General features: G+C 75.8%; 14 protein-coding genes and 1 pseudogene. 3 read left to right on the top strand and 12 right to left on the bottom strand.

The window, feature by feature from the left end; translation table 11 throughout:
* The first annotated feature begins 120 nt into the window (after window positions 1-120).
* The gene (locus tag KBZ10_RS18595) at window positions 121-1467 is read left to right on the top strand and encodes a jacalin-like lectin (protein ID WP_210988774.1); all 1347 of its coding nucleotides are present in this window, start codon (window positions 121-123) and stop codon (window positions 1465-1467) included.
* Window positions 1468-1951: 484 nt separating this feature from the next.
* Here KBZ10_RS18595 and KBZ10_RS30335 read toward each other — a convergent pair whose 3' ends face one another.
* From KBZ10_RS30335 to KBZ10_RS18565, 7 genes and pseudogenes are all read right to left on the bottom strand, one after another.
* Window positions 1952-2266 carry a M23 family metallopeptidase gene (locus tag KBZ10_RS30335; RefSeq protein ID WP_307847503.1) on the bottom strand — a complete coding sequence of 105 codons (315 nt, stop codon included), beginning with the start codon at window positions 2264-2266 and terminating at the stop codon, window positions 1952-1954.
* A 336-nt stretch (window positions 2267-2602) separates the two neighbouring features.
* A pseudogene (locus KBZ10_RS30330) lies at window positions 2603-3343 on the bottom strand (transglycosylase family protein); the annotation flags it as partial.
* A 1402-nt stretch (window positions 3344-4745) separates the two neighbouring features.
* Window positions 4746-5114 carry a hypothetical protein gene (locus KBZ10_RS18585; RefSeq protein WP_210988772.1) on the bottom strand — a complete coding sequence of 123 codons (369 nt, stop codon included), beginning with the start codon at window positions 5112-5114 and terminating at the stop codon, window positions 4746-4748.
* A 343-nt stretch (window positions 5115-5457) separates the two neighbouring features.
* Window positions 5458-7356 carry a GMC family oxidoreductase gene (locus KBZ10_RS18580; RefSeq protein WP_307847502.1) on the bottom strand — a complete coding sequence of 633 codons (1899 nt, stop codon included), beginning with the start codon at window positions 7354-7356 and terminating at the stop codon, window positions 5458-5460.
* Window positions 7353-7754 (bottom strand): hypothetical protein, encoded by a 402-nt coding sequence (locus tag KBZ10_RS29560; RefSeq protein WP_247702579.1) that lies wholly within the window; start codon window positions 7752-7754, stop codon window positions 7353-7355. Before KBZ10_RS29560 ends, KBZ10_RS18580 begins: the two co-directional genes overlap by 4 nt.
* A 687-nt stretch (window positions 7755-8441) precedes the next feature.
* Complete coding sequence (locus KBZ10_RS18570) at window positions 8442-9008, bottom strand: snapalysin family zinc-dependent metalloprotease (protein WP_210988771.1); 567 nt, start codon at window positions 9006-9008, stop codon at window positions 8442-8444.
* A 234-nt stretch (window positions 9009-9242) separates the two neighbouring features.
* A complete protein-coding gene (locus KBZ10_RS18565) occupies window positions 9243-9449 on the bottom strand; it encodes a hypothetical protein (protein ID WP_210988770.1) in 207 nt (68 codons plus the stop codon).
* A 406-nt stretch (window positions 9450-9855) separates the two neighbouring features.
* Here KBZ10_RS18565 and KBZ10_RS18560 point away from each other — a divergent pair, with 406 nt between their 5' ends.
* Window positions 9856-11769, top strand: coding sequence for a propionyl-CoA synthetase (locus KBZ10_RS18560; RefSeq protein ID WP_210988769.1), 1914 nt, complete (start codon window positions 9856-9858; stop codon window positions 11767-11769).
* 104 nt (window positions 11770-11873) lie between these two features.
* Here the strand turns inward: KBZ10_RS18560 and KBZ10_RS18555 are convergent, their stop codons facing one another.
* From KBZ10_RS18555 to KBZ10_RS18540, 4 genes are all read right to left on the bottom strand, one after another.
* Window positions 11874-12092 carry a hypothetical protein gene (locus KBZ10_RS18555; protein ID WP_210988768.1) on the bottom strand — a complete coding sequence of 73 codons (219 nt, stop codon included), beginning with the start codon at window positions 12090-12092 and terminating at the stop codon, window positions 11874-11876.
* A 277-nt stretch (window positions 12093-12369) separates the two neighbouring features.
* Entirely contained in the window at window positions 12370-13659 is a 1290-nt protein-coding gene (locus KBZ10_RS18550; protein ID WP_210988767.1) for an MFS transporter, read from the bottom strand.
* Window positions 13660-13736: 77 nt separating this feature from the next.
* The gene (locus KBZ10_RS18545) at window positions 13737-14660 is read right to left on the bottom strand and encodes an SDR family oxidoreductase (protein ID WP_210988766.1); all 924 of its coding nucleotides are present in this window, start codon (window positions 14658-14660) and stop codon (window positions 13737-13739) included.
* Window positions 14657-16033, bottom strand: coding sequence for an NAD(P)/FAD-dependent oxidoreductase (locus KBZ10_RS18540; RefSeq protein ID WP_210988765.1), 1377 nt, complete (start codon window positions 16031-16033; stop codon window positions 14657-14659). Before KBZ10_RS18540 ends, KBZ10_RS18545 begins: the two co-directional genes overlap by 4 nt.
* Window positions 16034-16258: 225 nt before the next feature.
* Here KBZ10_RS18540 and KBZ10_RS18535 point away from each other — a divergent pair, with 225 nt between their 5' ends.
* The gene (locus KBZ10_RS18535) at window positions 16259-17407 is read left to right on the top strand and encodes a helix-turn-helix domain-containing protein (RefSeq protein ID WP_210988764.1); all 1149 of its coding nucleotides are present in this window, start codon (window positions 16259-16261) and stop codon (window positions 17405-17407) included.
* 434 nt (window positions 17408-17841) lie between these two features.
* Here the strand turns inward: KBZ10_RS18535 and KBZ10_RS18530 are convergent, their stop codons facing one another.
* Window positions 17842-19257, bottom strand: coding sequence for a hypothetical protein (locus KBZ10_RS18530; RefSeq protein WP_210988763.1), 1416 nt, complete (start codon window positions 19255-19257; stop codon window positions 17842-17844).
* Between the last annotated feature and the right edge of the window lie 57 nt (window positions 19258-19314).

Here is a 19314-nt window from a genome sequence, read left to right as displayed (position 1 = left end):
ACCGCCCGTGGTGCCGAGCAGTTGGCCGGTCACCCCCTCTTGTGCCGGGGCGGGACGGGCGTGGAGGGTGATCCCCCGGTCCCCGCCCGGCCCCACCACCCCACGGGAGGGTCTCCCCTCATGCGCCCACTGCTCGGCACCCTCGCCGCCGGTGTGACCGCCCTGGCCTGCCTCGCCGCCCCCGGGCCCGCGCCCGCCGCCGCGACCGGCCCGTCCACGGCCGGCCACACCGCGCCCGCCGGCGGCTCCTTCACCGTCCTCACCTACAACATCGCCGGGCTGCCGCTCGGCCTGGGCGACAGCGACCCGGCGGCCAACACCCCCCTGATCGGGCAGCGGCTGGCCCCCTACGACCTCGTCAACGTCCAGGAGGACTTCAACCACCACGCCGCCCTCTACGCCCACGACACCCATCCCCACCGCAGCTCCACCAGCGGTGGCGCGGGGATCGGCGACGGCCTCAACACCCTTTCCGGGTACCCCTTCCAGGACTTGAAGCGGGTCCGCTGGAAGGACTGCACCGGTACCGACTGCCTCACCCCCAAGGGCTTCTCCCTCGCCCGGGTCCGGCTCGCCGAAGGCGTCCACGTGGACCTCTACAACGTCCACACCAACGCCGACGTGACCGAGGCCGCCCTCGCCGCGCGCCGGGCCAACATCCGGCAGTTGTCGGAATTCATCCGCACGCACTCCGCCGGCAACGCCGTCATCGTCATGGGCGACACCAACACCCGCTACACCCGCACCGGCGACACCATCCGCACCCTGACCCGGGCCAACGGCCTCACCGACACCTGGGTGGAACTCGTGCGCGACGGTGCCGCGCCCGCCCCCGGCAGCCCGGCCCTGGTCTGCGACAAGGCCGCGCCCGCCGACACCTGTGAAGTCGTCGACAAGATCCTCTACCGTTCCGGTCCGCTGGTGAACCTGACGGCCACCCGGTACGGCAACGCGTGGCGGCAGTTCCTCGACGCCGGTGGCGGGCACCTCTCCGACCACTACCCGCACAGCACCGCCTTCGGCTGGTCGCTTCCCCCCGACCGCCGCGCCGGCGACCTCTTCGGCGGCCCGCACGGCACGGCCTTCAACGACGCCGGCGACCTCCCCGCCACGCCGGCGGTCCGCACCCTCACCCTGCGCGGCGGCGCCCGCCTGGACGCCGTCGCCCTGACCTTGGACAACGGCACGGTCCTCGGCCACGGGGGCACCGGCGGCACCGCCGGCTCCCTCACCCTCGCCGAGGGCGAGCACCTCACCTCGGTGACACTGTCCCGCGGCCGCAAGGACGGCCGGACCCGGATCTTCTCCGCCGCCTTCACCACCGACACCGGCCGCACCCTCTCCGCCGGCACCGCCACACCGGACACCGCCACCTTCACCGCCCCCGCCGGCTGGCAGATCAGCGGCTTCACCGGAAGGGCGGGCGAGGAGATCGACAAGCTCGGCATGATCTACACACCACGGTGACCACGGCGCGCGGGCACCGGACACGGACCGGAGCAGCCACCCGCCGCCTGCCCGGACACCCGCGCCCGCGCCCGGCGTCAGCGTCTGCGGCCGCCCCGGCCCAGGCGCTTCCGACGCCCGCCACGTGCAGGGCCGGCAGGCCCAGTCCGAGCAGCATGAGGTTCACGGACGAGACGACGCCGTTCGCCGAGAGATCCGCGGCGTTGACGACCAACGCGATGAAGAACACCACCACCGCTGCGACACCCACCATGGCGCCTCCCCCGGGACGGGGTGAACACCGTGTGCCCCGCGTCACCACCCGGACACCCCCGCACCCGCGCGCGACCACCCCGCGTGCCCGGACAGCAAACGGTCCGGGACCGGACACCGAAGGCCCACCCGGGTCCGCCCCGCCGATGCCGACGGGGCGGAGCGGCCCCGGGAGACGGCCGCAGCGCGCGGAACGGCCGCCTCCCGGGAGATCCCGTGCCCCCTTGTGCCCTCAGCGCGTTCCGCGGGACCGCAGCCGGCCCAGCGGATCGGTGTCCGAGCCGTAGGAGGGACCGGTCCGCACCTCGAAGTGCAGGTGCGCACCGGTGGTGTTGCCGCTGGCACCGGAGAAGGCGATCAGCTCACCCACCCGGACGTGCCGCCCGCGGCGCACGGTGGTGGCGGCAAGGTGCGCGTACTGGGTGTGGAGGCCGCCCGCGTGCCGGATGACGACCTCGCGGCCGTACGCGCCGCTCCACCCCGCCGACACCACGACCCCCGCGGCCGCCGCACGCACCGCAGTGCCGGCCGGGACCGCGAAATCCACACCGGTGTGCCGGCCGCCGGCCCACCACCGGCCCCGGGCCCCGTAGGACGTACCGACCGGAGCACTGACCGGGGGCCTCCACGGTCCGCCGCCCGGCTGCCGGGCAGCAGACCGGGACCGGGAAGAAGAAGAGGAAGAGGAAGAGGAAGAGGAAGAGGAAGAGGGAGAGGGAGAGGGAGAGGGAGAGGGAGAGGGGGAGGGAGAGGGGGAGGGGGAGTCCGCGCCGGAACCGGAGCGGGCGGCCGCGCGCCGGGCGGCCGACCGCGACGCCTTCGACGGCTTCTCCCGCCGCGGCGCCTGCCCGGACCGGTCCGCCCGGCCCCCGGGAACGACCAGCCGCTGACCGGGCAGGATCAGATCCGGATCGGCGCCGATGGTACGGCGGTTGACCGCGTAGAGGCGCTTCCAGCCGCCGGCGCCGAGCCGCTGGGCGATGGCCGACAGCGTGTCACCGGCGGCCACGGTGTAGACGGCCGTCCCACGACCGCCGGACCCGGACCTCCCGGACCCGGACCTCCCGGGCGCGGACCTCCCGGGCGCGGCGGGTCCGGTGGGGCGTGAACGGGGAGCCGCGGCGGACCCGGCCGCCCTGCCGCCCCCGCCTGCCCCGCCCTCCCGGCCCGGCGTGCCGGCTGCGGCCCCTCCGCCACGGCTGCTCCCATCCGCACCGGCCACCCCGCCGGCCCCGGAACCGCCACCGGCGCGGGTCAGCCCGGCACGGCGCGAGCACACCGGCCAGGCCCCCGGGCCCTGCCCGGCCAGGACCGCCTCCGCCACCCCGATCTGCTGCGCCCGGGTGGCCAGATCGGCCCGCGGGGCATACGCGGCACCCCCGTAGGCCTCCCAGGTGCTCTGGGAGAACTGCAGTCCGCCGTAGTAACCGTTACCGGTGTTGATGTCCCAGACACCCCCGCTCTCGCACCGGGCGACCTTCTCCCACACCCCCGCCCCGTCGGCGGCGGCGACCCCGCGTGCGGGGAACGGCAGGACGGCGGCAGCGCCTGACACCGTCAGGGCAAGACACACCGGCACGATCCGGCTGGGCAGACGACGGCGGTGAACTCCTCCAGCAGCCATGGGCCTTGGTCCTCTCCGCTCCGCGTTTCAGGGCTCCGCCCCGGGCCGGTTCCCGGGGCGGACTGGTCCGAGTAGCGCAGCCCTGCCCGGCCGGCCACAAGGCGCACCATGCCGCGCCGACGGCCGTGCGCCGCCGTGCGCCGCCCACCACACCGCTGACGCCCCGTCAGCCGTGCGGGGGGCGGGCGCACGGCCGTCGGCGCGGACGCACACGGGGCACACGCCACCCGCCGTACCGGCACCCGTGCCGTCACCCCCCCGGCCCCCGGCCCCCGGCCCCCGGCGGGACATGACGCACATGTCCCGGGAACACCCACGCCCAGCGGGTGCCATCCGCCCCCCCGGGGGGCAGACGGTGGATACGGCGGAACTGCCGGGGACAGACCCCCGGGGGACCGGGAATTCACGGAAATGCCCGCGCCGTGACGGGGCGCCGGTTCAAGGGCCTTTTCCCCCGGGGTGACGGTTTTCGGGAGACGGCCGGGCCACGGCCGCCGTATCCGAAAGACGGTGAACGGTGAACTTTCCCACGGCTCTCCGGGCGGCCCCGGAACGCCGCCACGACCGGCCCGCACCGGCCCGGCGAGGACTCCCTCCCTCCCGTGTCGTCGCCGGCGCGCGAGCCGTTCCCGCCGTTCACCGCCCGGTGCTCCTCCACGGTCGTCCGCGGCGCTCCTCCCCCTGGCCGCCGGCCCCGGCCGTCGCCGCTCATTCCCGGTGAAAAGGCGGGACCGGGACGGACCGCACCACCGGGACCGGTCACACATTCGAAGCTCCGGCACATGGCGGACCCGAGGCGGCCCGGACTACCCTGGAAAGACCGCCGGCCCTTTCGCACGGCCGGAGCCCGCCCCGCGGCAGCGGTAATGCCCGCGTTCTCCTCCCCTCTCCCCGCTCCCCTCCCCCGCGCCCGTGCGGGATACCGGCGAACGCCGCCGGGCCCCCGCGCGCCGCGCCGCCCCGGCCGTCAAGTGGCCGAACGGGGTCGTGGGTTCGCCGGATCCAGCCGTCCCGCGCCCGTCGCGGCGCACCTACGCCGAACGCCCCCGGCCGCGCCCGCGGAACGCGGGACACCGCACCGGCCGACGGCATGCCACCACCCTGGACGGCCGCTCACGGGGGGCGTACACCACGACGCCGTACGCGAGAGAACGCCCTCCGGGCCACCACCACCCGCCGGTCCCCGGCCGCTCCGGCCCTCCGCGGACGAAAGACGCGGCGCGGGGGGCGATGGGAGGGACCGCCACCACCGCGTGCCTTCCCACCCGGCCGCCTCCCGGCCCGGCCGCCTCCCGGACGAGCGACCTCCCGGACGAGCGACCTCCGGAGAGGAACGAGCCCGTGGGCCCGGCTCCGGGTCGCCGCCGGCCCGTCACGCCCCGGACTTCCGTCAACCCCCCTCTCAGGCAGTCGCGTCGAGTCCGCAGGCGTCCATGGCTTCCAGTCCCTGGGGCCGCTCGCCGCCCTCGCGGTCGATCGCCTGCCCGATGCGGTCGAGCACCGCGCCGCGCTTGTCCAGCAGCGGGCCGAGGACGGCGTTCCGCACCACGTCGGGGCCGCCCTCGCCCTGCGAACGGGCCAGCCGCTCGTTCGCCTCCGCGAGCTGCCGCTCCGGGCCCGCCAGTTCGCGGTCGACCTCGGCGCGCGCCCGGGCGCGGACCTCCGGCAGCCGGCCGTCCGCCGACGGGCAGCTGACGACCTGGGCGGCGGTCTGCTGACCGCCGGGCTCGCCGGCGCCCTCCTGCCCGGCGAACGCCCCGGTCGCGGCCACTCCCCCGGCCACCACCGCGGCCCCCGGCCGGCCCGAGGACCATCACCCGGTACATCCGGTTCCCGCCCCCGGCTCGCGACATGCTCACCTCCCGGTCCATCACTGACGGGAGGCGGGGAGCCGTCCGTGGCCGGCGGTGCGTCCGCGGTCCGGGCCTCCCGGTGAGACGCCCGCAGCCGGAGCGGCGCGCGGTCCCGGTCCCGGTCCCGGCCGGTACCGGACCACACCCTCCGGCCGCGGCGTCACCCCCGTCCATACGGACCCGGAGACGGCGAACACCCCTCCCACCGCGCCCGGCCGCCCGGAAGCGGCGGGCGGGGCCCGCCCGCCGGGAGCCGGCCGCTCAGCCGGCGGGCCGCGCGCCGTCCGCGCCCCCGCGCTCCACCCAGGCCTCCGTGACAGCGAGCGCGGCCGCCATGATGCTCAGCTGCGGGTTCACCTCCGGACAGCTCGGCAGCACCGACGCATCCGCGACCAGCACACCCCGCACCCCGCGCAGCCGGCCCTCCGGGTCCGCCGGGGACCGCTGCGGGTCGCTCCCGGCGGCGGCCGTACCACTCGGATGGAACGCCGACAGATGCAGCGCCCGCGGACCACCGCGGGCCAGCGCATCGTCCAGCTCGGTCAGGGAACGGACCCGGGGCTCGGCCGGAAGGCCCGTCAGCACCTCCTCGGCCCCCGCGGCGAACAACACCGCACCCATCGCCCGTACCGCCCTCATCAGCCGCGTCCCGTCACCGCGGTCCAGGCCGTAGCGCACCAGAGCCCGTTCACGCCCCAGGACCCGCCCCGAGGGACGGTCACCGATCATCGCCCCCAGGGTCGCCAGGTGCCCGCTCTCCTCCAACTCCCGCCGCAACTCCCGCCCCACACCCGGCAGAACGAAACTCCCCATGCCCGGCGGCGCGGCAGTCGCCTCGATGAGAATGCCGTCCCCGTGCAACTCCTCCACCCCCACACTCTGCAGGACCCCCGGCCCGGCAGTGACATCCTCCGCAAACCGCCCCGCCACACTCGTCGCCGGGTGCACACTGAGGTTCCGGCCCAGCCGCGGATGCCCGCCCAGGCCCGAGCGCCGCAGCAGCAGCGGCGTCTGCACCGCCCCCGCCGCGACCACCACCAACGGCGCCAGAACCTCCGCCTCCCCGCCGCCGCGCCGCCGCAGGCGCACCCCCGCCGCGCGCGCACCACCGGGGGTGTCCGGGTCCACCAGGATCCGCGACACCCGCGCGCCGGTGACGATCCGCGCCCCCGCCGCACACGCCTGCGGCAGCACGGACAGCTGCACACTCTGCTTGGCGCCGTTCGGACAGCCCGCCACGCACGCGCGGGCGCCCCGGCAGCCGGGCGCGTTACGCCGCAACGGCGCCGCCCGCCAGCCCAGCCGCTCCGCCCCCGCCAGGGCCAGCCGGCCGTTGCCCCCCAGCACATCCACGGGCTGACGGGCAACCCGCAGACTGCGCTCGGCCTCGTCGAGGAAGGGGCCGAGGTCCCCGGCGAGACGGAACCCCAGGTCCTCGCTCCAGCGCCGCAGCACCGGCTCCGGGGTGCGGTAGCAGGTACCCGCATTCACCACCGTGGTCCCGCCCACCGCCCGGCCCTGCGGCAGCAGGACCGGCGGATACCCCACGGCGAAAGAAGAACCGCCGTCGCGGTACAGCCGCGTGAACCGCTCCAGCGGCGGGCGGGCGGCGAACCAGCCGGTGGTGTGGTACTCGCCCTCCTCCAGCACCACAACGGACAACCCCGCCCGCGCCAGGGTCCGCGCGGCCACGGCCCCACCCGCCCCGGAACCGACCACGACGGCGTCGGCCGTGGAACGGGCCGGCCAGTGATCGGAAGGCGTGCAGTCCAGCGGCGGGTCCTCCAGCGGCGGGTCCTCCGGCGGCGGGGCCGGCCTGTCGCCGGTAGTGCCCGGTCCATGCCCGTGGTGGAGCATCCGTTCCGTCCCACCGGCCAGCAGGACCGGCATCTTCACCACGTCGAACAGGGCCCCGAGCACGGGGCGGGCCGTCAGCAGGGCGAGGACGCTCTCGCGTTCCGCCGCGGTGAGCGCGGCGAGCGGCCGCCCGGTGCGGGCCAGCGCATAACCGTCCGCGGCCGCGGCCGCGGCACGCAGTCCGAACCGGGCGTGGGCGGGCATGGCCGCGACCACGGCTTCCAGCCGGTCCCCCACCCCCGCCGTCCAGGGCTCGGTACCGTCGTCGGCGAGGAGGGCGGCGGCGAAGCTGCGCAGACTCACCAACTGCCCACCTCCGCGTGCGCGGTACCCTCCAAAGCCCACACCGCTTCCCAGCGCCAGCGGCCCCACCAGCGTTCCAACAGAATGCGGGCGTCAGCGGTCCCACTGTTACGGCAGACGGACAGGCAGCCGTCCGGGTCCCGGTACTCCAGGGCGAGGATACGCCCCGGCGGCTGAACAACCTCCACGCGGATACGGCACAGCCCCGCACGGCCCATCACCATCCACACCGGCAGACCGATACGAGCCCCGAACCGGCCCGGGCCCGCCCAGCCCACGGCGGAGCGCTCCGCCCGCCGGGGCCAGGTACGCCCGCCATACCGCAGACGCAGAAAGACCAGCGGCGGCAGGCGACGCAACCCGGGCCGGGCCGACACCGCGGCGACGACCTCCAACACACCATCCTTCCCGAGTCCGCATGGAGCCAGGCCCAGCGGCGGGCACTACCGCGGCCGTAGATACGGGCGGACGCCCCGGGAGCGGCACGCAGCGTCAACTCACGGCCCCCGTAGGAGAACACGCCCTCGTAAGAGGCCCGTGCAGCGGGCAGCATCCATGCCGCCGGAAGAAGGGGACGGCGCCAGGACCAGCGGGGGAAAGTGAACAGGGGCGGTTCCTGGGGTTGTCCGGCCAGGTCCCAGGAGAAACCGTCCACCCGGCCCGCCAGCCGCCCAGCGACAGCAAGCACCCCGCCGGCGGAGAAACCCCCGCCCCCGCCCGGGACGGGCCCCGCACCGTGGCCGGCCGGCGGAAAGCCGGCCCGGGGCCCGCGGCGGCCGGGCGGTCCGCCACCGGCCCCGCTACCCGTCCCCGCCCCGGGTCCGCCGTCGTCCCCCGGCCACGGCACGGGCCCGAAGCGGGCGTGCCGTACAGGACCATCCAGAGGGAAAGCCACCACCCAACCACGCGCATGAGCGGAAAAGCCCTCAGCGGGGACGGTCTTCCCGTCGTCGCGGGGGCTGTACCGGCCGGCCGGGCGGATGCGCGTCGGCGGGGAAGCCGATCCGGGCCGCACCGTCCGCCTGGGGGACATGTCGGTGCACCCACCGGGCACGCCGGCCGCGTCCCGGGCCTCCCGGCGGGGATCAGTCCATGACCAGCACCGGGGCCGGCGCCTCCGCCGGCCTCAGAAGCACTCCGCCGAAGTTGCCTTCGACCTCCGCCTTCTCCGCCGTGTTCGGGTAGGGGTTCGTGCAGGCGGTGCCGGCACTGGAGCCGGACATCAGGCTCGAACAGGGGCCCGGCTTGCGGTCCGGCAGGCCCAGGATGTGGCCGAGTTCGTGCGAGGAGATCCGTACCGTGTCGTAGCCCTGGTCGACGGCCTGCCGGCCCATGTAGACAGTGCCGTTGCCCAGGGACGTGGTCTGGGCACGGGGCCAGCCGTCGTCGGCCAGGACCCGGATGTTGGCGCGCTGTCCGGCGGCGACCGGACGCAGTTCGACGCCGTTGACGCTCTCGTTCCAGATGGCTGCACCCCGGTCGACCGCGCTCTTGAACTCCGCCGACGCACTGGCGTCGTAGGTCACCACGCGGGCGGCGGCAGCGCTCTCTCCGGAGGCGGTGGAGGGGGCGGCGGAAGCCTGGCCGCCCACCAGGGCGAAGGCCAGGGCGAAGGCGGCGGCGAAGCCGCGTGTGCAGGTGCGGACGTGCATGGGCGTCCTCCTTGTGGGGGGATATAGCGAAGACGTGTGCATGACACGTTCGCATGACACATCTCCGCCTGCCTGCCCATCCGGGGCAGTCCCCAATCCGTCAATCGGCCCCGACGGCCTGCTGCCACCGGCCCGCTGATACCGCTCGCCGGTCCCGAGACGCCGCGCCCGCTACGGCGCCGGTGTGACTGGGGACCACCGGCCACCGCGCGGGCACCCGCGAAGGGGCCGGCGTCAACGCGTATGGCGGCCCGGGGTGATGATCACGTCCAGGACCTCGCGGACCGCCGAGAAGGCGGCGTAGTTGATGCTCGCGGCCAGGGAGTCCGTGTCATCACCTCCGCCGGCCTGCTCCCTGGCTCCGGTTTCCTGCTCCACCGCCCAGTCGCGGGCGACCCTGATCCGGCGGAGGAGTTCGTCTGCGTCCACGGCTTCGCTCATGCCCGGAACCTACCCAACCCTCCGCCATCGCAGCCGGACGATCCGCTTCCGGGAGCGGCCGGGGGCGCTCGCGGTGCCGTACGGGGCGTCCCGCGGTCCCGCGCCGAGTGTGTCCCGAGCTCTCCGGAGGATCTCCCCTGCGCCCGTCCGGCACACCCGGCGCCTCGGCGGTTCCGCCGGCGCAGGGGGGTGCTACCTTGTCCGATCAGCCGGACCGGGACGCACCACGCCGCAGGCCGGCGGGCCCGGATCGCGCGTCGCGCGACACGGTGACGGCCCTCCCCGCGTCTCCCTGCGTCTCTCCCCCCACACACATCCCGGGCCCGTCTCCGGCACGGCGGCCGCTGCCGCGCCGGACGCGAGGGGAACCGCCGCTCACGCGGTCCCCGTGAGAAAGGACAGTGGTATGGCAGTGACCTCCCCGGACACGTCCCGGCCGGGCGCCTACGCGGCCGCCCATCGCCGGAGCATCGAGGACCCCGAGGGTTTCTGGCTGGACGCCGCCCGGGACATCGACTGGACGGTTCCTCCCTCCACGGCGCTCGACGGCTCCCGCGCACCGCTGTACCGCTGGTTCCCGGACGGGGAGCTCAACACCTGCCACAACGCCGTGGACCGCCATGTGGAGGCCGGTCACGGGGACCGGCTCGCGATCATCCACGACAGCCCCGTCACCGGCACCGTCACCAGGCTCACGTACCGGGAGCTGCGCGAGGAGGTGGCCCGGCTGGCCGGCCTGCTGTCGTCCTGGGGAGTGGCCAAGGGGGACCGCGTCGTCGTCTACATGCCGATGATCCCGCAGGCGGCGGTCGCGATGCTGGCCTGCGCCCGGATCGGCGCGGTCCACTCGGTGGTCTTCGGCGGTTTCGCCGCGCACGAACTGGCGGTCCGGATCGACGACGCCCGGCCGAAGGTGGTCCTGACCGCCTCCTGCGGGATCGAGCCGTCCCGCACGGTCCCCTACAAGCCGCTGCTCGACTCCGCCCTCGACCAGGCCGCGCACCGGCCGGAGCGCTGCCTCGTCTTCCAGCGGCCGCAGTACACCGCCGGACTCACCGAGGGGCGGGACGCGGACTGGGCGGAGGCCGTGGCCAGCGCCGAGCCCGTGGGGTGCACGCCGGTCGCCGCCACCGACCCGCTCTACATCCTCTACACCTCCGGGACGACGGGCCGCCCCAAGGGCGTGGTGCGGGACAACGGCGGGCACGCGGTGGCCCTGCGCTGGTCCATGCGGTACATCTTCGACACCCACCCGGGCGAGGTCTACTGGGCCGCCTCCGACGTCGGCTGGGTCGTCGGCCACTCGTACATCGTCTACGGCCCGCTGCTCGCCGGCTGCACCACCGTCCTCTACGAGGGCAAGCCCGTCGGCACCCCGGACGCCGGCGCCTTCTGGCGCGTCGTCGCCGACCACGGCGTGAAGACCCTGTTCACGGCGCCCACGGCCATCCGCGTGGTCAAGAAGGAGGACCCGCAGGGCAAGCTGTTCGACCGGTACGACACCGGCTCACTGCGCGTCCTCTTCCTGGCCGGCGAGCGGCTCGACCCGCAGACGTACCACTGGGCGGGCGACCTGCTCGGTGTTCCGGTCGTCGACAACTGGTGGCAGACGGAGACCGGCTGGCCGATCGTCGCCGACCCCATGGGCCTGGAACCGCACCCGACCAAGCCCGGCTCCCCCACCCTGCCGGTCCCCGGCTACGACGTCCGCATCCTCGGCGAGGACGGCCGGGAGGTGCCCGACGGCACCGACGGCGCCGTGGCCCTGAAGCTGCCGCTCCCGCCCGGCACCCTGCCCACACTCTGGGGGGACGACCAGCGCTACATCGACGCGTACCTCTCCGCCTACGAGGGCTACTACCTCTCCGGCGACGGCGGCCGCAAGGACGAGGACGGCTACGTCTACATCATGGGGCGGGTCGATGACGTGCTGAACGTCGCCGGGCACCGTCTCTCCAGCGGCGCGATGGAAGAGGTGCTCGCCGGGCACCCGGATGTCGCCGAGTGCGCCGTGATCGGGGTGCGGGACGAGCTCAAGGGCCAGGTGCCGCGCGGACTGGTGGTCCTCAAGGCGGGCGTGGACCGCCCCGCCGGCGAGATCACGGCAGAGCTGGTGGCGGCCGTCCGCGAGCAGATCGGCCCGGTCGCCGCGCTGCGGCGGATCGACGTCGTCACGGCACTGCCGAAGACCCGCTCGGGGAAGATCCTGCGCCGCACCATGCGGGACATCGCCGACGGCGGCGACCCCGCGCTGCCGTCCACCATCGAGGACCCGGCGGTGATCCAGGCCCTGCGTCCGGTGCTGCGTGACGTTTCCTGACGGCAGGGCCACGGTTCGCCGTTCCCCTCGGCCGCCGGACGCCGGCGGGCGCTCCCGCCCGGGTGGCCGCGTCGCTCGCGCGGCGGGCGTCGTTCCGGCGGCCGTCAGGTGCCGTCCGCCGGGTGGTCGTCCGCCCGCGGGCTCCGCGGGTTCTCCGGCTCCGTTCCCCCGGCTTCCGGCGGCGGCTCCCCTTCCGGCGGTCCGGAGGGGGAGCCGCCCGGGGCCACGGCCCCGGGCTCGCTGCTGACGTATGCGGTGAGCCGGTGGACCTGCCGCTCCAGGTCCCGGATCCGCTCCATGACGTGCTCGGGCAGATGCGGCATCGGCCTGCTTCCTCCGCTTACGGGTCGGGATGGTCCGGGCGGTCCCCGTTGTCCCGTCCGTCCCGGGGTCCGGGAGGACAGCGGGTGCCCCCACCATCGTGGAATCCGGCCCGCCCGGTACGCAGCCGAACGCCGGTTCCGGTCGGGATCCACCGCGGCGCCCGTCCCCCCGGCGGTCCGCGTGCGGGTCGGCCGGGACCGCCCGGACGGCGCGGGCGACGCGGACCGCCGGGACGGCGCGGGTGGCGAAGGGCGGTGCCCGGTCAGCGTCCCCCGCTCACCGCTCCGCGGCCCCGTCCAGGCCGCAGCGGCGCTGGAAGGCGGCGGCGACCGCCATCAGGGCGGCCGGCAGGACGGTGAAGCCCAGGAGCAGCGCCGTGACCGCGGAATCCGGCTGCACGACGGCGTGGCCCTCCGTGGTGGCGAGGAAGCCGCCGGCGGCGAGGGCCGCGGAGTACACGTACGGTCCGACGGCCGTGCCCGTCGCCTCGGTGGCCGTCCACACCCCGGTGTACGCGCCCGCGCGGGCCGTGCCCCGCCTCTCCGCGGCGGCCACCGCGTCCGGCACCATCGAGAAGGCCAGCAGCTGCAGCCCGGCGAAGGCGGTGCCGAGGGTCACCACGACCGCGACCGTGAAGGCCGTGCCGGCCGTCCCGCCCAGCAGCAGCGCCAGCGAGCCGGCGATGAACACCCCCTGCGCCAGCAGCAGTCCGCGCTGCTTGCCCGTCCGCCGCGACAGCCACAGCCAGCCGGGTCCGGCGATCACGGCCGGGGCGAGGAAGCCGCCCATGAAGACGGTGGTGAGGCCGCTGTCCCCGAAGACGTACCGGGTGTAGAAGGGCAGTGCCGCGAGGAAGAGGTGCGTGGTGGTGCCGGTGAAAAAGTACGACAGCACGAGCGCCCGGAAGTCGCGGTCCCGCCCGGCGAGGCGCAGGTCCCCGAGGACGGAGTGCCCGTGGGCGCCGGGCGGGCGGAAGCCGCAGCGGCCGGTGAGGCGCCGGACGCCGGCCAGGCCCACCATTCCGGAAACGGCCGTCACCGCCGCCAGCAGCACCGCCATCCGGGAGTAGTCCGCGCGGCCGCCCGCGGCGGTCAGGGCCGGTGCCGCGACTCCGGAGGCGAGCAGCCCCAGGGTCAGGAAGAGCATCCGGTACATGAAGACGCGGGTGCGCTCGTGGTAGCCGATGCGCAGATCGGAGGGCGTCGTCAGGTACGGCACCTGGAAGCAGGCGAAGAGCAGGTTGCCGGCGATGTACCAGCCGCCGACCCACAGCGCGGCGCCCGGCCCCGTGAGACCGGCGGGCACGGTGAACAGGGCGGCCAGGGCGAGCGCCAGCAGCAGCCCCCGGCGGAGCATGCCCCGCCGGTGCCCGGCACGGCGCGCCTGCCGGTCGGAGAGCGTGCCCAGCAGCGGGTGGACCAGCGCGTCGACGATCTTCGGTACGAGGAGTGTCAGCCCGGCCAGGAACGGCGGGACGCCCAGCGTGTGGGTGAGGAAGTACAGCAGGAGCAGCCCCGGGACGGTCACCCACACGCCCATGCCGACCGAGCCGGCGGCGTACGTCATGAGGTCACCGGCCCGTGGCCGCCCCGGGGGTCCGGCCCGCTCGGCCGCGTCCCGCGTCAACGGGTCCGGTGCGGCGGTCACGGCCGGTCCCCGTGCCGCCGGACCACTCCGGCGGCCGGAGCCGCGCCGTCGAAGGCGCCGGACCGGACGCGGCGGGCCAGGGTGCGGGCGACGATCCGGTCGGTCAGCGACGGCAGATGGCGGGCCAGGAAGATCTCCGCGGCCCCCCGCCGGGTGGTGGCCAGGTCGCGGCGGGCCCGGCGGCCGAGCCCGGCGCGGAGCACGGTGTCCACCACGCCCTCCAGCGGCTCGTAGCTGCTCATGCCCTCCAGGGACAGCCCGGCCGCGGCGGTCGAGTCGTGGATGGGGCTGCGCACCGCGGAGGGGTAGACGCAGCTGACGCCGACGTGGGTGCCGATCTCCAGGCGGAGCGCGTCGGCGTACGCGACCAGCGCGCGCTTGGAGGCGCCGTACGCGGCCGCCAGGGGAAGCTGCAGCACGGCCATCCGCGAGGAGACCATGACGACCCGGCCCCGGGAGGCCACGAGGGCGTCCACGCAGGCGGCCGTGGTGCGCCAGGTGCCGAGCAGGTTGATGTCGAGCTGGCGGCGGACCTCCGGCCCGGGCGGCAGCTCGGCGGGGGCGGGCCCGCCGGTCCCGGCGTTGTTGATCAGCAGGTCCAGGCCGCCGAGCTGGGCGAGGGCGTCGGCCACCGCGCCGGGCACGGCCGCGTCGTCGGTGAGATCGCAGGCCAGGACCTCGACGGGATCGTCCGGGCCGGGGGCGAGATCCAGGCCGACGACGTGCGCGCCGAGTTCCGTGAGCCGGGCGGAGAGCGCCCGGCCGAAGGTGCCGGAGGCGCCGGTGACGATGACCCGCAGGCCGTGTGCGTCGCGGCGGCCGCTGCGGAGCAGGGCGGCGAGGGCGGTCCCGGGAGTGGTGCGGGCGGCGGCGGGGCGGGCGGCGCCGGCGGGGCTGCCGGTACGGGGATCGGTGCTCATGCGGTGCTCTCCTCACGGTCGGCCGGTGTGGCCGGGCGGCCCGCGCCGCGCCGCGCACGGGCGCGGCCGGCTCTCATCTCCCGGGACAGGCCGGCGAGGTAGCGGTCGAAGTCGATCCGCATCCGGGGCCGCCGGTCGCTCCCCCAGCGCGCGGTGGCGTCCCGCAGATCGCGGTCGGTGGAGCGCCGCTGCTCCGCCGCCGTGGGGAGCGCGTACGCGCCGGAGAGGCGGGCGGCCACCAGCTTGGCCTGTGCCTCGACGACGGGGAGGGCGGCGCCGGTGGACTGCATCAGCCCGACGAAGGCCAGGCCGGGGTCGTCCAGGTGGAACACCCTTTTGTAAAGAGGCAGTTGCTCAGGGTCCGCGCCCGTCCAGCGGGGGGAGAGGAAGGGGATGGTGACGCGGTAGCCGGTGGCCCAGACGATGACGTCGACCGGGTCGGAGCGGCCGTCGGTGAAGACGACCCGGTCCCCCTCGAAGCGGTCGATGCCGGGGCGCGGGGCCACTTCGCCGTGGGTGAGGCGGTGCAGGATGGTGTCGCTGATGGTGGGGTGGTTCTGGAAGAGGCCGCCGGCGGGGGCGGGGAGTCCGTAGCGCTGCGGAGGGCCCACCGCCAGCTTGAGCAGGGCTTCGGCGATCCGCTGGCGGATCCGCCAGGGCAGGACGGACAGGGCGCCGCCGGTCGCGTCGGCGGGGCGGCCGAACAGGTATTTGGGCACGATGTGCGTCCCGCGGCGGGCCGAGAGCAGGACCGGGCCGCGGGCGGTGTACGAGGCGTCGACGGCGATGTCCATGGCGGAGTTGCCCATGCCGACGATGAGCACCCTGCGGTCCCGGAAGGCCTCGGCGGTGCGGTAGTCGTGCGCGTGGGTCTGGGTGCCGGCGAAGGTGCCGGGGTAGGCGGGTTCGGGCAGCCGGGGGTCCCAGTTGTGGCCGTTGGCGACCACCACGGCGTCGTACCGGGCGGTGTCGCCGGAGTCGGTGGTGACGCGCCAGGCGTGCCCGGTGCCGCTCTCCGTGCCGTCCTCGCGTTCGACGGAGACGACCGTGGTGCCGTAGCGGATGTGCGGGGTGAGGCCGAAGGTCTCCGCGTAGTCGGCGAGGTATCCGGCCATGAGGTCGGCCGACGGGTAGTCCGGCCACTCCGCCGGCATCGGGAAGTCCGCGAACTGGGTGCGTCCCTTGCTGGTGTTGAGGTGGAGCGAGGCGTAGGCGGGCGAGAGACCGCTGCTGTTGCCGCGGGCCCACAGCCCTCCGGGCCGGTCGCCCTTCTCATGGGTGACGGTGTCGAGGCCGGCGTCGAGGAGGGCCTTGGTGGCGGCGAGGCCTGCCGCTCCGGCGCCGATCACGGCGGCACGGCGGGGAGGGGGCATGGTGGCGGCTCCTGAGGGCGGTGCGGGGCGGCGGGGCGGCGCCGGTCACCTCGTGCGGGCAGCGGAGGGCGCCGGCGGAACCGGAGGGGATGCGGGGCGGCGGGCCGCGGTTCGGCTTGTGGTGGGACCCAACCGTAGGCGTGGCCCGCGGGCCGGGACATGGCGTGCGTCACCCGATTCGGCTCCTGGATTGTTCCCGGCCACAAGGGTGGGCAGGATGACGGGATGCACGCGCGCGACGACTGGCCCCCGGTGGTCGATCTCATCGAGCGGGTCGTCGGCGAGGACGACCTGCTGCCCTCCGTGGTGGCAGCCGTCCGCACGACGGTGCGGGAGATCGCGGTCCTGCCCGCCGCCGACATCGCCGGGCACACCCGCGCGCTGCTGGCCGCGGCCACCCGGGCGCTGGCGGCCCGCCGGGGGCCGACGGAGGCGGAGCTGTCGTTCGTGGAGGAGCTGGGTGTCACACGTGCCCGCCAGGGCGTGTCCATCGAGGCCGTCCTCGCGGCCGTGCACGTGGCCGAGCGCGCCATCTGGTCACGGGCCCGGGAGCTGGCCGGCGGGGCCGGAGTGGCACCCGAACGGCTGCTGGACGCGAGGGAGTTGTACGACGACTGGGCTGAGGCCGTACGGGGCCGGCTGATCACCGCGCACCGCGCCACCGGGGCCGACCGGGAGCCGTCGAACGGCGAGCGGGACGCGGCGCTGCTGCGCCGGCTGTTCGCGGGCGGTTCCGCGGCGGCGCTGGCGGCCGCCGAGGCGGGCCTGCCGGCCGCCGGCGGACTGTGGGTGCTGGCCGCCCGGCCGGAGGACGCCGCGGCCGCGGCCGGATCCGACCGCGCGGCCCGCGACCCGGGCGCTCCGGCGCTGTCCGCGCTGGTGGACGGTCTGCTGGTCGCCGTGCACGCCCGGCGGCCCCCGGCCCGCACCGCCCGTGCCGTGGTCCGGGCCGGGGCGGTCGCCGGGCTCGCCGGTCCGGGAGACCCGGAGGGGCTGGCCCTGGTGCGGCGCCTCGCGGTGGGCGCTCTCACGGCCGCCGAGTCGGCGGGACGGTCGGGTGTGGTGCACGTCGCGGAGGTGGCGGCCCTCGCCGCGGTGGTGGACCGGGCCGATCTGGCGGCGGTGCTGCTCGACCGCCACGGGGCGGCGCTGACCGGGCTGGGCGCGAACGCCGGGCCGGTGGCCCTCGCCGTCCGCGCCTGGTTGGAGGCCGACCGGGACGTGCCGGCGGCGGCCGAGCGGCTGTTCGTCCACCCCAATACGGTCCGCAACCGGATCCAGCGCTTCTCGGCCGTCACGGGAATCGATCCGGCCGGGACCTTCGGGGCCGTGGACGCCTGGTGGCTGTGCCGGGCCTGGCTCGACCGGTCGTGACCGCCGCCGGGCGCGGGGGTCACGACCGGCCGGCCGCACGGTGCCGAAGCGCAGGGCGCCGGCTGGAGCAGCCGGATGTGCGCCCTCCCGGGGCTTCCGCCCCCTCGGGTCCCGTCCTGCCGGAGCGGCTCCCCGGTCACGCCGGCCGACAGCCGGGTCGGTGGCGACTGGTACGAGGTGGCCGTGCCTCCCTTCCGGCCGGTCCTGCTCTGCGCCGGGGGGCGGCGCGGGGCACGGCGGCCGGCCGGCGTGGCCGTCCCGCGCAACGCGCTGCGCGGTCCTGCCGTCACCGGCGCTTGTCCGGGCAGCCGCTGAGCCGGCTCGGCAGCGGGACGTATCGCCTCGCCGGCCGGGTCGAGGCCACCGCGGTGTGCGCCCCGGGCGACCCGTGGGACCGGTCGCCGCGCCGGGGCGGTGGCGCGCCGCCGTTCCTGTCAGGCCGGGTCGGGGACGGCGTCGCCGGGCTCGCTGCGCGCGGCCCGGGCGGGGCCGCGGCCCGGGGCCGCCGGGGGCGCGGCGCGTTCCAGCCACCGCAGGAGGAGGGCGAGGGTGCCGGCGATGGCGGGCCAGTAGACGTAGCGGTAGTCCGACACCGGCACGATGGGGAAGTAACCGAGGATGTAGGCGGCGGAGCTGATGCCCAGCGCCCGGACGGGCAGGGCGAACAGCCCCCGGCCCGGCCGGACGGCCAGGACCAGTGCGGCGGCGAGCCAGAACCAGCCCGCGAAGAGCCACGGCAGGTCCCGCACCGCGCCGCCCACATAGGTCTCGAGGGTGGCCGCCAGCCGGGTGTTGGCGGGTTTCAGCCCGAGGTCGTTGTCGCTGATCCCGGCGTGGTACTGGTAGGTCGGCTCGAACAGCAGCTTGGCGAAGACCTGGGTGCGGTAGGCGAGATAGCCCGGGAGGTGACGGGGCATCTCCTCCGCCCACAGCGTCCGGATCCCGTCGGCGTCCGGGGCGAGCCCACGCGGGGAGCGCCGGTAGCAGGCCCAGTAGGCGTCCGACAGGGCGCCCGCCCGGCGGCAGTCCTCCGCCGAGGTCACCAGGCGTTGGCGGAGATCGGGGGGTACGGGCGCGGCGCGGAGTTCGTCCGTGCTCAGCACGTGCAGCAGGTCGTCGAGGAAGACCTGGGAGACCTGGCTGGTCTCCACGGGCCGGGCCGCCAGCGAGATGGCGGCGGTGGGCACGGCGAGGCCGGCGGCGAGCGCGGCGGCGGAGACCAGCCAGACCCGGCGTCCGGGGCGCGGCCACAGGGCGAGGACGAGCAGCACGAAGACGGGGACGGCGGCCAGGACCGCGTTCTTGCGGACCAGCACGGCGTAGCTCAGGAAGAGCACGCCGGTCCCGAGCAGTACCCACCGGGCGCCGGGGAGCCACGGTGTGCCGGGGCGGACTTTCCGCAGGCAGAGGCCGGTGAGGGCGGCGGCGCAGGCGGCGAGCAGCGCGTACGCCATGTGGACGTCCTTCCACACGACTCCGGCGAAGGTCAGGACGTGCGGGGCGGCGCCGGTGGCGAGGACGGCCAGGGATCCCGGCCGGCTCCCGGTGAGTTCACGGACGCAGCAGGCGATCACCCAGAGGGATCCCCAGAGGACGGCCGCCTGGAGGACGGCCAGGGAGGCGAAGGTGCCGGTGACGGCGATGAGCGCGCGCCAGAGCAGGCTCAGGACCGGAGGGTGCCAGTCCGTCAGCGGGGTCCGGCCGGTGGCCTGCTGGTATTGGGACAGGCTGTCGGGACTCATGAACCCGGGGGTGAAGACGAGTGCGGTCGCCGCGCAGCCGGTGGCGGCGAGGAGGCCGAGGCTCCAGATCCAGCGGCGTTCACGGAGGATCAGCCGGATTTGTCCCATACGCCGGGATGCTAGCAGCGGACGGGGGGCGGTCCGCGTACGGCCGGATGTCTCTGG

It is taken from the genome of Streptomyces sp. F63, assembly GCF_018070345.1.
Lineage (GTDB): Bacteria > Actinomycetota > Actinomycetes > Streptomycetales > Streptomycetaceae > Streptomyces.
This window is presented reverse-complemented; position numbering and strand designations above follow the sequence as displayed.

Excerpts from the sequence above, each read along its gene's own strand:
- KBZ10_RS18595 (WP_210988774.1), top strand. The coding sequence starts at position 121 with ATGCGCCCACTGCTCGGCACCCTCGCCGCCGGTGTGACCGCCCTGGCC.
- KBZ10_RS18540 (WP_210988765.1), bottom strand. The coding sequence starts at position 16,033 with ATGCCCCCTCCCCGCCGTGCCGCCGTGATCGGCGCCGGAGCGGCAGGC.
- KBZ10_RS18545 (WP_210988766.1), bottom strand. The coding sequence starts at position 14,660 with ATGAGCACCGATCCCCGTACCGGCAGCCCCGCCGGCGCCGCCCGCCCC.
- KBZ10_RS18565 (WP_210988770.1), bottom strand. The coding sequence starts at position 9,449 with ATGAGCGAAGCCGTGGACGCAGACGAACTCCTCCGCCGGATCAGGGTC.
- KBZ10_RS18550 (WP_210988767.1), bottom strand. The coding sequence starts at position 13,659 with ATGACGTACGCCGCCGGCTCGGTCGGCATGGGCGTGTGGGTGACCGTC.
- KBZ10_RS18570 (WP_210988771.1), bottom strand. The coding sequence starts at position 9,008 with ATGCACGTCCGCACCTGCACACGCGGCTTCGCCGCCGCCTTCGCCCTG.
- KBZ10_RS18535 (WP_210988764.1), top strand. The coding sequence starts at position 16,259 with ATGCACGCGCGCGACGACTGGCCCCCGGTGGTCGATCTCATCGAGCGG.
- KBZ10_RS18555 (WP_210988768.1), bottom strand. The coding sequence starts at position 12,092 with ATGCCGCATCTGCCCGAGCACGTCATGGAGCGGATCCGGGACCTGGAG.
- KBZ10_RS18530 (WP_210988763.1), bottom strand. The coding sequence starts at position 19,257 with ATGGGACAAATCCGGCTGATCCTCCGTGAACGCCGCTGGATCTGGAGC.
- KBZ10_RS18560 (WP_210988769.1), top strand. The coding sequence starts at position 9,856 with ATGGCAGTGACCTCCCCGGACACGTCCCGGCCGGGCGCCTACGCGGCC.